The organism is Micrococcus sp. GPGPB33, assembly GCF_037853785.1.
GTDB classification, from domain to species: domain Bacteria; phylum Actinomycetota; class Actinomycetes; order Actinomycetales; family Micrococcaceae; genus Micrococcus; species Micrococcus luteus.
The window spans coordinates 24,915-37,051 of record NZ_JAQMWO010000002.1 but is presented as its reverse complement, the minus strand read 5'-3'; the positions used below and the strand labels follow the sequence as shown (position 1 = coordinate 37,051).

General features: G+C 68.6%; 13 protein-coding genes and 1 tRNA gene. 13 read left to right on the top strand and 1 reads right to left on the bottom strand.

What is annotated here, in order from left to right; all coding sequences use genetic code 11:
* The first annotated feature begins 11 nt into the window (after window positions 1–11).
* A tRNA-Asn gene (locus tag POD19_RS00240) sits at window positions 12–83 on the top strand.
* Here the strand turns inward: POD19_RS00240 and POD19_RS12995 are convergent.
* Window positions 45–308, bottom strand: a complete 264-nt coding sequence (locus POD19_RS12995) for a helix-turn-helix domain-containing protein (RefSeq protein WP_369008763.1) — start codon at window positions 306–308, stop codon at window positions 45–47. The genes POD19_RS00240 and POD19_RS12995 overlap by 39 nt on opposite strands.
* A gap of 161 nt (window positions 309–469) precedes the next feature.
* Between POD19_RS12995 and POD19_RS00235 the strand changes: the two genes are divergently transcribed.
* The 12 genes from POD19_RS00235 (at window position 470) to POD19_RS00180 (ending at window position 12,133) form a co-directional block, all read left to right on the top strand.
* Window positions 470–697: a helix-turn-helix domain-containing protein gene (locus tag POD19_RS00235; protein ID WP_216886560.1), complete on the top strand. Its 228-nt coding sequence runs from the start codon at window positions 470–472 to the stop codon at window positions 695–697.
* Entirely contained in the window at window positions 694–1,539 is an 846-nt protein-coding gene (locus POD19_RS00230) for a DNA-binding response regulator (RefSeq protein ID WP_230297544.1), read from the top strand. Before POD19_RS00235 ends, POD19_RS00230 begins: the two co-directional genes overlap by 4 nt.
* 13 nt (window positions 1,540–1,552) lie before the next feature.
* The gene (locus tag POD19_RS00225) at window positions 1,553–2,668 is read left to right on the top strand and encodes a DUF2637 domain-containing protein (protein ID WP_340309222.1); all 1,116 of its coding nucleotides are present in this window, start codon (window positions 1,553–1,555) and stop codon (window positions 2,666–2,668) included.
* A complete protein-coding gene (locus POD19_RS00220; RefSeq protein WP_230297542.1) occupies window positions 2,665–3,687 on the top strand; it encodes a helix-turn-helix domain-containing protein in 1,023 nt (340 codons plus the stop codon). The genes POD19_RS00225 and POD19_RS00220 overlap by 4 nt, the downstream gene beginning before the upstream one ends.
* Window positions 3,687–4,532: an RNA polymerase sigma factor gene (locus POD19_RS00215; protein WP_230297541.1), complete on the top strand. Its 846-nt coding sequence runs from the start codon at window positions 3,687–3,689 to the stop codon at window positions 4,530–4,532. Before POD19_RS00220 ends, POD19_RS00215 begins: the two co-directional genes overlap by 1 nt.
* Window positions 4,529–4,828, top strand: a complete 300-nt coding sequence (locus POD19_RS00210; protein WP_230297540.1) for a hypothetical protein — start codon at window positions 4,529–4,531, stop codon at window positions 4,826–4,828. Before POD19_RS00215 ends, POD19_RS00210 begins: the two co-directional genes overlap by 4 nt.
* An 85-nt stretch (window positions 4,829–4,913) precedes the next feature.
* Complete coding sequence (locus tag POD19_RS00205; RefSeq protein ID WP_230297539.1) at window positions 4,914–5,576, top strand: hypothetical protein; 663 nt, start codon at window positions 4,914–4,916, stop codon at window positions 5,574–5,576.
* 183 nt (window positions 5,577–5,759) lie between these two features.
* Window positions 5,760–6,065 (top strand): hypothetical protein, encoded by a 306-nt coding sequence (locus tag POD19_RS00200; RefSeq protein ID WP_230297538.1) that lies wholly within the window; start codon window positions 5,760–5,762, stop codon window positions 6,063–6,065.
* A 32-nt stretch (window positions 6,066–6,097) separates the two neighbouring features.
* Window positions 6,098–7,138 carry a hypothetical protein gene (locus POD19_RS00195; protein WP_230297537.1) on the top strand — a complete coding sequence of 347 codons (1,041 nt, stop codon included), beginning with the start codon at window positions 6,098–6,100 and terminating at the stop codon, window positions 7,136–7,138.
* Window positions 7,138–8,727, top strand: coding sequence for a PrgI family protein (locus POD19_RS00190; protein WP_230297536.1), 1,590 nt, complete (start codon window positions 7,138–7,140; stop codon window positions 8,725–8,727). The genes POD19_RS00195 and POD19_RS00190 overlap by 1 nt, the downstream gene beginning before the upstream one ends.
* On the top strand, window positions 8,727–10,229 hold the full coding sequence (locus POD19_RS00185; protein ID WP_230297535.1) for a conjugal transfer protein TraC: 1,503 nt from the start codon (window positions 8,727–8,729) through the stop codon (window positions 10,227–10,229). The genes POD19_RS00190 and POD19_RS00185 overlap by 1 nt, the downstream gene beginning before the upstream one ends.
* Window positions 10,229–12,133: a TraM recognition domain-containing protein gene (locus tag POD19_RS00180; protein WP_230297534.1), complete on the top strand. Its 1,905-nt coding sequence runs from the start codon at window positions 10,229–10,231 to the stop codon at window positions 12,131–12,133. The genes POD19_RS00185 and POD19_RS00180 overlap by 1 nt, the downstream gene beginning before the upstream one ends.
* Window positions 12,134–12,137 lie beyond the last annotated feature (4 nt).

The window sequence follows — 12,137 nt, the reverse complement described above, 5'->3', positions numbered from 1 at the left end:
TCGCGGCACATTCCCCCGTAGCTCAACGGCAGAGCATTCGACTGTTAATCGAAGGGTTGTTGGTTCGAATCCAACCGGGGGAGCCGAGCAGAGGCCCCCGCACCGACCATGTCGGTGTGGGGGCTTCTTCGTGCCTGGAGGACGACCGGGCCGAGCAGTTCCGCGAGCGTGATGTCGAGCCATCCCGCGATCGAGGCCAGTTCGGGGAACGTGAAGTCCTGCTGGCCGCTCATCCGCCGGCTGACCGCGCTGCGTGTTAGGCCCATGTGTCGGGCCATGTCCGTCTGGTTGACCTGGCGGCGCCCCATCCACGCGCGAATCTCCGCAAGGAGAGCGGTTTTGATGTCTGACTCATCCATGTGTCCAGTGTAGCGAGTCACGCGCCATCGGTCACGATTAGCGGAATGAAGTTGCGGAGAGCGCAACACTTGCCTTGACCTATGTTGCACAAAGCGCAACACTGATGCGCATGACAAGACAGAAGCAGCTGATCCTGCAAATCCGCTCCCGGCTGGCGTTGGCGGACAAGAGCATGGGGGACCTGGGCGAAGCTCTGGGGCTCAGCCGTGCGTCCGTGTCGGCGCGAATGAACGGACACCGCGATTTCTCCTTCTCCGAGCTGGAGACTGTCGCTGACTTTCTGGGTGTCCCGATGCGCGACCTCTTTGCGTTCGATGCCGAGGTGGTCGCGCAATGACGACGACGTACAACAATCCCTCTTCTCGCGCGGCCATGACCGCGGATGCTGCGCGGGATCTCACGGATCAGATCAAGACCGGCATGGAGTCCGTCTACCACCTGATCCGCGCCGCCTACCGCGGCCGAGCCTGGCAGGCTCTCGGCTTCGGGTCGTGGGATGAGTACGTCATCCGGGAGTTTGGGAACCTTCATCTCCGCCCACCACTGGAGTACCGGCAGGACGTGGTTCTTTCGCTGCGTGAGGCCGGCATGAGCACACGAGCAATCGCCAGCGCGACGCAACTGTCCAAGGACACCGTGCGACGGGAGCTCAACAGCGCGGCTACTGGCGCAAATGCGCCAGTAATGGACGGGGTTCCTGTGGTGGGCATGAACGGCAAGACATATCAGCCGACACGTGAGCCCCGGCCGCCGGCCGCGGACACGGTCACTCCGATTGAGAGCAAGGCGGGCCTGGACTCGGTACTGGACATGCCGGCCGAGGACTTCGGGATCGAGCCGCTGGACTTGGACCGGCACGACGAGGAACAGAAGGGCCGCGCGCGTCGTGTGCTGACTGCGTTCAACGGATCGGGTGCGGCCGCGGTGCCAGCGCTGATCAAGGCGGCTACCCCGGTGGCCTCGCTGGTGTCGCCCGCGACGGGTAAGGCGCTGGTCGAGGACGAGGACTTGCACGGGGTCGTGTGGGACTCGGTGCGGTGCGTGCGGACGCTGGCGCACGTGATCCGTTCTGTGGGGCATGTCGAGGGCGAGTCCCAGGCGGAGATCCGGTCGACGCTGCGGGATGCGGTGGACGACCTGGATGAGGTGCTGAAGAAGATCGAGGAGGGCACGCGATGAGCGCGCAGCAGATGTGGGAGGCCCGAACGTCTGGGCCGAAAGGGCGGAAGCCCCGGCCAGCGGGCAGGCTGTCGGGGCTTCCGAAAACGCTCAATCCGAGACGGTGCACATTCCAAAGAACACGCTGGTCGAGCACTCGAAGGATAACACCGGGGCGCGGCCCACGGGCAGTGGGATTCGGTCGCTTCCGCGCCGGGTCAACCCGAACGATGGCCGGTTCATCCGGGCCGTGGTGGCCGGGACTGCTGTGGCCGGGCTGGTGGCGTTCTCCATCTCGTTCGCGGCGCTGTACGAGGTCGCGGCGTGGCTGGGGCTGCCGCCGTTCATGCATTGGGCAGTGCCGGTCTTCATCGACCTGGCGATCCTGGTCTACGCCGGCTCCGTACTGGTGCACGAGTCTCGAGGGGAGTCCGCGCGGGCGTCGTGGTGGGCGCTGGGGGCGTTCACGGGGCTGTCGATGATCGCCAACGGGGCGCATGCGTGGAGTGCTGAGAACGCGAGCGTGTGGCAGTCCGTGGTGGGTGCGCTCATCGCAGTGATGGTTCCGGTGGCGGTGTTCGTGGCCACGGATCAGCTGGCGCGGGTCGCGGTGGAGAACCCGGACTCGCGGCGGGCCGAGCGCGCATCGCAGGTGTCGGAGGAGGCCGAGCAGCTGAAGGCTCAGGCGGAGCTGGATCGTCAGCGCGCGGTGCTGGAGGCCGAACTCGCGGCGAGCCGCCGGCAGATCGAGGCCCAGCGGCGCGAGGCCGAGCGGGAGGCCGAGGTGGCCGAGGCTCGGCACCGGCAGGAGCTGGAGCGGATGGAGCGTCAGGCCGAACTCGAGGCCGAGCGCGAGGACCGTGAGGTTCAGCCGGCCGTGGTCGAGGAATCGCAGGTTGCCCAGGGGGTGGAGGTCGTCGAGGCCGTGGCGCCGTCAGAGCCGGTCGTCGCAGAGACGAAGACGGTAGAGAAGGCATCGGGTGCGGACATCACCGCATGGATCGTGGCCCGTGCGCAGGAGGGCCAGGTGCCCTCTGCAGCGGAGGTCGCAGAGCAGTTCGGGTGCTCAGAGCGCACCGGGCGTCGCCGCTTGGCTGATGCCCGTGAGACGCACGCCGAGGCGTTCGGGACCGGGGAGGAGCAGGCATGACCATCGAGGCAATCATCTGGGCGCGGCGGGTCACGGAGACCGGTGTGCTGAAGACGGGGCAGGCGTTCGTGCTGATGCTCTTGGGTGACCATGCGGACGAGTCGTGGTCGTGCTTCCCGAGCCAGGAGCTGCTGGCCCGCGGGACGGCACAGTCGGTGCGGTCGGTTCAGCGCCAGATCGACCAGCTCGAGCAGCTGGGGCTGATCTCGGTCAAGGCTGTCTACGGCGGTTCGGGACGCGAGGGGCGGACCGGATCGCGGTACCAGCTGCATCCCGAAGCCCTGGAAGGGATCGTGGGCGGGGGTGCAGATACCCGCATGAGTTCGCGCCCTGACAATTTGTCGCCCAACTCCGAGATCCGCATGAGTTCGCGCTCTGACAATTTGTCGCCCAACTCCGAGGCCCGCATGGATTCGCGCCCTGACAATTTGTCGCCCAACTCCGAGTTGGGCGACAACCTGACGGAGTTGGGCGACAATCGCGACTTTGCCGACTATAAGGATCGCGCGCGGACTAACCCTCAAGAACCCTCATCTGTCCGTCCGTCAGTCCGTCAGTCCGGTGCAGTGCGCGCGGAGACGACGACGGACGACGGACGACGGACCGATCAGGCCATCGACGGTGGGGAAGGCGTGGGGCTGGTCCATCGGGGTGTGGTCCTGGCGGACCTGGTTCAGCGGGTGCCGGCGGCTGCGGACCTCGGAGACCGGCAGCTGCGGTCCATCGTGGACGTGGTCTTGGCGCGGGCCTCGGGGCCGGTGCGCAAGCCCACGGCCTTCGTGGCGCGGTCGTTGGCCTCGGAGTTCGAGGAGTTGGTCGCAGTGACCCGGCCCCGGCCGGTGACCGTGGCTCAAGCCCCGGTTGCTTCGGGGCAGGTGCGTGAGCTGCGGACCGGTGAGCCGTGCCAGGACCCGGACGTGCATGTCCCGGCGTACGGACAGGCCGTACTTGCGGATTGCCCGCACTGCCGGCTGGAGCGGCGGGCGATGCCACGGGCGTTGGTGGAGGCGGTGGAGTGATGGCCGGGCAGGCGGACCGGGTGGCTCCGGCGGGGATGGTGCTGGTGACCGGTGACGAGCTGGCGGAAGCGGTGGCCTCGGTGCGAGGCACGGTGGTGGCCGTGCTCGGACCCTCGGGCAACGGTGACGTCGTGGAGGACGTGCTCCAGAGCACGTGGGAGTCCGCGTGGCACTCCCGGGAGCGGTTCGATCCGGACCGGGGTTCCCTGCGGACCTGGGTCGGCACCATCGCCCGGAACCGGGCGGTGGATCATCTGCGGGCGGTCGGCCGGTCGCGGGCGGGCCAAGAGGCGCTGGAGGCTTCCGCGGTGGCGCGGGAGAAGACCGCGGTGTCGACGGTCATGGAGGACCCGGCCGAGGCTGTGGTTGAAGCGCTGGCTGCACACCGGGAAGTCGCGGAGGTGATGCGGGTGGTCGAGTCGGTCATGGAGTCCTCGGAGATGACGGCCCGTGCCCTGGCCGTGGTGCTGGCGTTCGGGGATGACGTCGTGGCGGCATCGGAGGCGATGGGCGTCTCGGTGACCGCACTGCGTCAGGCCCGGCGTGAGCTGGTGCGCTGTGCCCGGGTGGTCCGGGCGGCGCAGGAGGTGGCCCGTTCGGGGCAGGCGGTGACGATGCGTGTGCTGATCAGCTGCCTTCCCGACGACGGGGACGCGGGGGACTGGGCGCGGCAGGTCGCGTTGGCCTGCGCGCAGGCGGGGGGCCGGATGGAAGCGGTCACGGTCGAGGACGTCATGCAGGCCACCGGGTTCAGCCACTCCACGAGTCGGCAGTACCTGGCCGAGACGCGGCACCTGCTGAGGGTGGCGGCAACGGTGATCCGAAACGAGAGGGCAGAGAAGTGAGCGAGCAGACGGAGTTCGAACAGAGCCATGACGGGCCGGAGGGTCAGGAGCCGCGCGTGGTCTACGTAGAGCGGGACCGGGGGCTGTTCGCGTCCGTGCGGCGGCTGCGCCAGCGCACGGACGCGGCCGGGCGGCGGTGGGTGGCGGAGTCCGTGGACGCGCCGCTGCCGACGTCGTGGCAGGAGCGGGTACCGGACGCGTGGGACTCGGCCCGGGGTCGGTGGGTGATCGCGGCCGTGGCGCTGGCGGTGCTCGTGGTGTGGGTGCTGGTGGTGGTGCAGGCGATGGCGCGCTGACAGACCTTCGCGGTGGCGACCGCGAACCCAGGACGAGACACGGCAACGAAGCAAGACGGGGCAGACGAGCGACGAGGAGTCGGACATGTTGAACGGAATCAACCCGGACGGGCTGTCGGGGTGGTCACAGATCAGTGGATGGGTGGTCGGGACGGCGCTGGTCGTGCTGATCCTGGCGGTCGGTGCTGGCGTGGCGCTGGCGGTGTGGGGCAGGGCCTTGTTCTCACCTAGCGGGATGCGCAAGGGGTGGACGATGGTCGCGTTGGCGGCGGTGGGGGCGACGGTGCTGGGCGCTGGCACGGCCGGCACGAGCTGGGGGGCTGGGCTGGGTACGAGCGAGCTGATGCCCGCCGGGGCCAGGCCACAGTCGGTCGCGATCGAGAAGAACGCCCCGAAGCAGACCTGCAACCGGCAGGCCGTGCGGGACTTCGACAAGGAGGAGCCGTCCCCGGATCGGGCAGAGCGTGAGCGTGTGATCAGCACGTTGCTCGGTGGACAGCCCGCCCTGGACGGGTACGAGTGGGGCAAGGAGCCTACCGGCACGGAATCCTCGTACACGGTCGTCACATCGGTGAAGTGGTACGCCACGGGCGAGGTGAACGGGTCGGGTGAGCCGGACTGCTCGGCGCAGAACGAGGCCACGGCCGAGTGCTCGCCGGTCGAGGTGCACGTGGCGCGTCAGTCGCTGACCAACGGTGCTCAGACCGGGCGGACCCTGACGCTGACGCGGGGTCAGAACTGCTCTTGATCTGATCTGCGAGTTGCCCCCACCTGCTGCGAATGCAGTGGGCGGGGGCTTTCTCGTGTGCGGGACAGGTGACATGCGTGGCGGTGCGGCCCGTCGTACATCTGGCAGCGGGCAGGAGGTGCCCGTTCGGGCCGGAAGACATCCGGGCCGTCGTCACATCACATCCCTACGGGAGGACTTCTGATGAGCAACCTGATTCACGCGGCCACCACGGTGGCTGCCGGTGTCCCGGACATCGCACCAACCTTCAACGCGCCCTGGATGCCCACCATCCAGAACGTCACGGGCCTGGCGTTGGGAACCTTCCTGGTCCTCCTGATCATCGCCCTCGGCATCGGCGTGCTGATCTGGATCTTCGGCAAGCTCGCCTCGAGCGGCCGTGCGCAGGACGTGGGTATCAGCTTCGTGGTCTGGGGCGTCTTGGCTGCGGCCCTGATCGCCGGTGCCGCGGGCCTGATCGGCTGGGGCGCCGGCCTGCCGCTGTTCTGAGGTCCTGAGCGCACTCACGGAGGGAGAGAACGATGTGGGAGAAGGACTTCGAGGAATTCGTGCGAGGTTCGATCCTGGGGCTGGCGAAGGCCGCTGCCGGGCTGATCGAGCAGGCTTTCTCCGTGGGTGCGCTGACCCCGGAGTGGTGGGTCACGGTCGTCGGCGGTCAGGTCACGACCACGGTGGCCGGCGGCGAGAGCACGGTGATCGACCACCCGGGGATGCTGAACGTCATCGTGCTGGCGATGATCCCGCTGCTGATGATCTTCGTGGCCATCCAGGTCGCGCTCTCGGCGGTGCGCGGGTCTACGGCCGGCATGCTGCGCGCGTTCCTGGCGGCGGTGTTCAGCGTCCCGGCAACCTACGTGGTGGTCGGGCTGGTGTGGATGGCGATGGGGGCGACCCAGCAGCTGACCTTGTGGATCTTGCAGGTCGGTTCCGGTGGCACCGATGGCCAGGACCAGGCAGTGGCCGGCGTGCTGGGACTGTTCGGTCTGACCTACGACGTCGCCAACGACAAGATCTTGCTGGACGAGAACTTCTCGCAGTGGGAGATGGCCAGCGAGAACGCGGAAAACGGGATGATCCTGGTCGCGTGGATCATCGCGCTGGTGATCTTCTTCGCCTGCTTCGTGCTGATGGCGATGATGATCTTCCGTCTGGTGCTGATTCTGATCTTGGCCTCGTTCGCGGCCCCGGCGATCTTCTCGCTGGCCCTGGAGCCGGCCAAGGCACTGGCGGGGCGGTGGCTGTCGATGATGCTGGGGCTGATCATGGCCGGGCCGGTCGCAGCCGCCGTCGTGCGGCTGGGCATGGCGATGGCGGCATTGTCCACGGACTGGGTGCAGACCGTGGCTGGCATGGTGCTGGTGTTCGTGGCCGCGGCCATGCCGATTTTCATGCTTGCGATCACCGCGTGGCTGGCCGGTGGTGCCGGCCAGGCTGAGCAGGCGGGCGTGATGGCCGCGAGCCGGGCCGGGCGTGGAGCAATGAATTCGATGCGGGGCGTTTCGGCGCGGGCTGGCCGGATGCGCCAGCGTGCCGGGGCGATGGTGATGCGAGGAGGCCGCTGATGGCAACGATGATTCAGGAGTCGATGGACTCGGAGTACGACGACGTCCGGTTCCCCCAGGAACGGACTCAGGGACTGATCCTGGGGCTGACCCTGGAGCAGGTGATCGTGGTTCTGGCCGGCGTGCTGATCGGCATGGCGTTCATCCTGCGTGGCGGGCTGGCCATGTTCGTGGGTATCGGGCTGATGGCCGTGATCGGCGCGTTCGGTGCGATCCGGTTCCGTGGCCGGTCCCTGCCTGGCTGGGTGTGGGTGGCGATGCAGTACCTGCGGCGCGGGGCAACGGAGCAGCTCGAGTATCGCCAGGGGATGGCCCCGGCACACGTGCTGGAGCTGGTGGACGGCGAGCCGCAGGCACCCGTGAGCGAGGCAGGGCCGCAGGCCCAGCGTGATGCGAAGGGGCGGATCAAGCCGGGTGAGCCGGCACGGTTCCGGCTGCCGGGTGTGGCCGGAGAGCTGATGGTCTACGCGATGCCCAACGGGGCCGGATTCGTCTGGGACCCGCGCGCCCGGGAAGCGGTGGTCTGCGCGAAGGTCATGACGACGCGGGGCTTTGACCTGGAGTCCTTCGACGCTCAGGAGGAACGGTCCCTGTCGTGGGGATCGTCTCTGGCGGCGCTGTCGCGTCTGCCGGGTGTGGTGCGGATTCAGGCTTCGGATCAGACGACGCTCATCTCCGGTGCGGCCGTGGAGGACTTCTACGAGTCCAAGCAGGAGGGCGCGGGCCGGTCAGGGGCAAGCATCGACCCGTTCCTGGACCAGGCGTTCCGTGAGCTGATGAAGGAGGCCCAGTCGATGCCGGTGCACGAGCAGTGGCTGACGCTGGTGGTCTCCCCGTCGAAGATCAGCTCGCAGGTCAAGGCGCTCGGCGGGGGCACCCCGGCGCTCATGGAGCACATGCTCAAGCTGATGACGACGGTGGAGAGCACGCTGCCGCGCTCGGGGACCCAGGTGACCGCCTGGCACTCCCCGCGGACGCTGGCAGGTCTCTCGCGGTCGGCGTTCGACCCGGACGCCTCGGTGATGGTCTCGACCATGAAGGCGGACGGGAAGACGGCGGGCACCGCGCCCTCGAGCGCGGGACCGATGGCTGTGGAGGTCCATGCGGGCCACATGGTCACGGACGGGACCTACCACCGCACCTACAAGGTCTCCGAGCTGCCGCAGAACCTGGCCCGGCTGGGGTTCCTGGACGAGCTGGTGTTCGCCGGGGACTTCCGGCACACGGTCTCGGTGTTCCTGGCGCCGGTCGAGCGTGGGGCCGCGGTGCGGTCCGTGCAGCGGCGCAAGACGGACTGGCACACGAACTCGCGGCTGATGAACAAGCTCGGTCGCATCGGTTCGTTGGAACATGACCAGTCCCTGGAGGACGTCGAGCGTGAGGAGGCCGAGCTGCGGCGTCGGCACACGGGCGTGGAAGTCGTCGTGCTGGTCACGGTGACCGGGTCCTCGCGGTCCGAACTGGAGTCCGCGGCGGCGGAGGTCGTGGCCTCCGGGATCACGGCCGAGTGCGAGCTGCGCCCGGTGTGGATGGAGCAGGACGCGGCGTTCGTGGCCGGCGCCCTGCCGTTCGGAAGGATGAAGCTCTGATGCGTGAAGAACCGAAGATCGATCTGTTCCAGATCATCGAACCGGGCAAGGACGAAGCCCGAGAGGCCAAGCGTGCGGCCCGGGAGCTGGAGCGAGGCCAGCGGGCGCTGCGGAAGGCGATGGCCGCGCAGGCTAAGGAGGTGCGGTTCCCTCAGCCGCAGTGGGGCAAGGCCGGACCACGCGGGGCACGGCAGCTGCGGGGGCTGCGCACGCTGGCCCCGCGGCCGGTCCGCACGACGACACACACGGCCTCGACCGCGTACCCGTTCGTGGCCGGCCCCGGTCTGGGTGCGCGCGGGCTGATGATCGGCAAGGACATGCACGGCGGCGGCGCGTTCTGCTTCGACCCGTGGGCGCTCTATGAAGCCGGGATCATCTCGGGCATGTCCATGATGCTGTTCGGTCAGGTGGGCACCGGGAAGTCGTCGCTGGCCAAGTCGCTGGCGGTGCGGCAGGTGCTGGCCGGGCGCAAGCTCTCGGTGGCCTCGGACAAGAAGGGCGAGTGGACCCGTGTGGTCAAGGGTCTGGGTGGATCGGTGATCCAGGTCGGCCCTGGCCTGGACACGCGCTTGAACCCGCTGGACCCGGGCACCCGGCCATCGACTGACGTGCAGGGCGAGCCGATGACGGACCGGGCGTGGGCCTCGATGGTGCGGACCCGGCGTATGTCCATCTTGGTGGCCCTGGTGAAGATCCTCACCGACCGGGACATGACCTCGCCCGAGCACCACGTGCTCTCCGCGGGCCTGGACGCGGCCGTGGCGGTCGCGGACGCCGAGGACCGGCCGCCGATCATCCCGGACGTGATCCGGGCGCTGGACGCGGCCCGCGCGGACCCGGACGCGATGAAGGCGGAGGCCGCGTCGGTGACGATGATGACGTTGGGTCGCGTGTCCTCCGGCGACCTGGCCGGCATGTTCGACGGGGAGACCACGGTCGTCCTGGATGAGCAGGCGTGCGCGACGAGCATCGACACGTCCGCGTTGCTGGGTGCCTCCCCGGAGGCGGTGCGCGTGGTGAACGCGTGCGCGGGCGCGTGGACCGAAGCGATGGTCACCACGCGCGATGGCGGGCAGCGGATCGTGATCTACGAAGAGGGTTGGGACAACATCAGCTCCGAGGCCGACCTGCGGCGCATGGTCGAGCAGTGGAAGCTCAGCCGCGCGTACGGCATCTTCAACGTGCTCGTGCTGCACAAGATCGCTGACCTGGACATGGCTGGTGATCAGAGCTCGAAGATGGCCGCGATGGCCCGGTCCCTGCTGGCCGACGCGGACGTGAAGGTGATCTACCGGCAGGACCGGTCCGCGCTGAAGATCACGACGTCGGAGATGGAGCTGTCCGACCGGGAGCGGTCCCTGGTGCGGTCCCTGCCCAAGGGCACGGGCCTGTGGCGGTTGGGGGATTCCTCGTTCGAGGTGCAGAACGTGCTCACGCGGGCCGAGCTGCCGCTGTTCGACACGGACGAGCGCATGGACAGGGCGAAGGAGGCGGTGGCCTGATGCGACGTGAACGTGGCAACAACTCGGTCCTGGAAGGGGACAGCCCGGCCGAGACGGCACTGATCTGGCTCATCGGTCCGGCCGTGCTGCTCTACGGGGCGTACCTGCTGGCCGGGTTCCTGGCCGGGCGTATCCACTGTGGGGCACCGACGAAGCCGGACTCGCTGTTCGCGCCGCTGGGCTTCCTCGTGGGCGAGCACGACCCGGCCGCGTTCGGGACCACCGCCCAGGGGTGCACGGCGACCACCGGCGGGGTCATCGGCTGGCTGATCGGTCTGGGTGTGCTGGTGCTCGTGCTGATCGGCGTGGCGGTGACGGCGTGGAGCCGATACCAGCAGTCCGACAAGAAGTTCATCAAGGAGCTGCGCGAGCGCGAGGGCCTGGCCCGGTCTGCGGAGATCACCAAGACGGTGGGCCGCAAGTCGGTGCTGTCCCGGGTGAAGAAGGTCCGGCCCTCGATCAAGAAGCCGGCCATCACGGACGGGGCCATGCGCCTGGGCAAGGCCGAGGGCGTGGACGTGTTCGCGTCCTACGAGGAGTCAGTGGTGCTGATCGGCCCGCCGCGCTCGGGCAAGGGCGTGCACCTGCTGATCGGCTCGATTCTCGACGCGCCCGGCCCGGTCATCACGACCAGCTCTCGCGCGGACAACCTGGGGGCCACGGCCGAGCTGCGCAAGAAGAAGGGGCCGGTGGCCCTGTTCGACCCGCAGGGACTGACCGGTCAGCCCTCCACGCTGAAGTGGTCCCCGATCACGGGCTGCGAGGAGCCGCGTGTGGCGAATCAGCGGGCGGCGTCGCTGATCGGTGCCTCCGGCCTGGGGTCCTCCAGCTCGAACGCGGAGTGGCAGGCCCCGGCGATCACGATCATGGAGTGCCTGCTGCACGCCGCGGCGCTGGGTGAGCGCACCGTGGATGATCTGATGCGGTGGGGCAACAACCCGGCCGAGGCCAAGGAGGCCGTGAAGATCCTCACCGAGCATCCCAAGGCCGCGCTGAACTGGAACCTGGTGCTCAAGGGCATCATCGAGGGCGACCCGAAGCTGCTCCAATCCAAGTGGTTCGGCGTCGAGGGTGCGGTCAAGGGGCTGTCGGTGCCCGAGGTCCGCGACGTGCTGCGACCCAACCGGTTCGAAGAGACCCTGGACATCGACAAGTTCCTCACCGAGTGCGGGACGCTCTACATCGTGGGCACCAAGACCGGCGGATCGTCGGCCGGCCCATTCCTGATCGCGATGATGGACGCCATCACCGAGCGTGCCCGTGAGCTGGCGGCGAAGTCGCCCGGGAACCGGCTGGACCCCCCGCTGTCGCTGGTGCTCGATGAGATCGCGAACATCTCCGGTGCCTGGCCGGGGCTGACCCAGCTGATGGCCGACGGTGGCGGCGTGGGCATCTCCCCGTTCGCGGTGTTCCAGTCGATGGCGCAGGCCCGCAACGAGTGGGGCGAGCAGCAGGCCCAGGCGCTGTTCGACGCGGCCACGGTGAAGGTCCAGCTCGGGGGTGCCTCGAACGTGTCCGACCTGGAGCAGTTCGCCAAGCTGGCCGGCCAGCGCAAGATCATGCGGACCTCGAAGTCTCGCGGCAAGGACCACACCTCGGTCTCCGAGCAGATCCACGACACCGAGGTGGTCTCGGTCGCGGAGCTGCGGCGTCTGCCGTTCGGGTGGGGGATCCTGCTGAATCGCAACGGGCGTCCGATCCTGATGCAGATGACCCGTTGGTGGGACCGCAAGGACGGCAAGCAGATCAAGGAGGCCGCGGGGCGGTACTCGAAGGCGCTGCTGGCCGAGCTGGAGTCCAAGGACCCGGCTCCCTCGACACCGACCGACGCGGACCGGGCCGATGACTCCGTGGCGGCGTTGGACCCGGTGCCAGAGACGGCCCCGGCGATCCCGGTGCGGTGAGGGC

Coding starts and splice junctions, on each gene's coding strand:
- POD19_RS12995 (WP_369008763.1), bottom strand. CDS start 308: ATGGGGCGCCGCCAGGTCAACCAGACGGACATGGCCCGACACATGGGC.
- POD19_RS00235 (WP_216886560.1), top strand. CDS start 470: ATGACAAGACAGAAGCAGCTGATCCTGCAAATCCGCTCCCGGCTGGCG.
- POD19_RS00230 (WP_230297544.1), top strand. CDS start 694: ATGACGACGACGTACAACAATCCCTCTTCTCGCGCGGCCATGACCGCG.
- POD19_RS00220 (WP_230297542.1), top strand. CDS start 2,665: ATGACCATCGAGGCAATCATCTGGGCGCGGCGGGTCACGGAGACCGGT.
- POD19_RS00215 (WP_230297541.1), top strand. CDS start 3,687: ATGGCCGGGCAGGCGGACCGGGTGGCTCCGGCGGGGATGGTGCTGGTG.
- POD19_RS00205 (WP_230297539.1), top strand. CDS start 4,914: ATGTTGAACGGAATCAACCCGGACGGGCTGTCGGGGTGGTCACAGATC.
- POD19_RS00200 (WP_230297538.1), top strand. CDS start 5,760: ATGAGCAACCTGATTCACGCGGCCACCACGGTGGCTGCCGGTGTCCCG.
- POD19_RS00195 (WP_230297537.1), top strand. CDS start 6,098: ATGTGGGAGAAGGACTTCGAGGAATTCGTGCGAGGTTCGATCCTGGGG.
- POD19_RS00190 (WP_230297536.1), top strand. CDS start 7,138: ATGGCAACGATGATTCAGGAGTCGATGGACTCGGAGTACGACGACGTC.
- POD19_RS00185 (WP_230297535.1), top strand. CDS start 8,727: ATGCGTGAAGAACCGAAGATCGATCTGTTCCAGATCATCGAACCGGGC.
- POD19_RS00180 (WP_230297534.1), top strand. CDS start 10,229: ATGCGACGTGAACGTGGCAACAACTCGGTCCTGGAAGGGGACAGCCCG.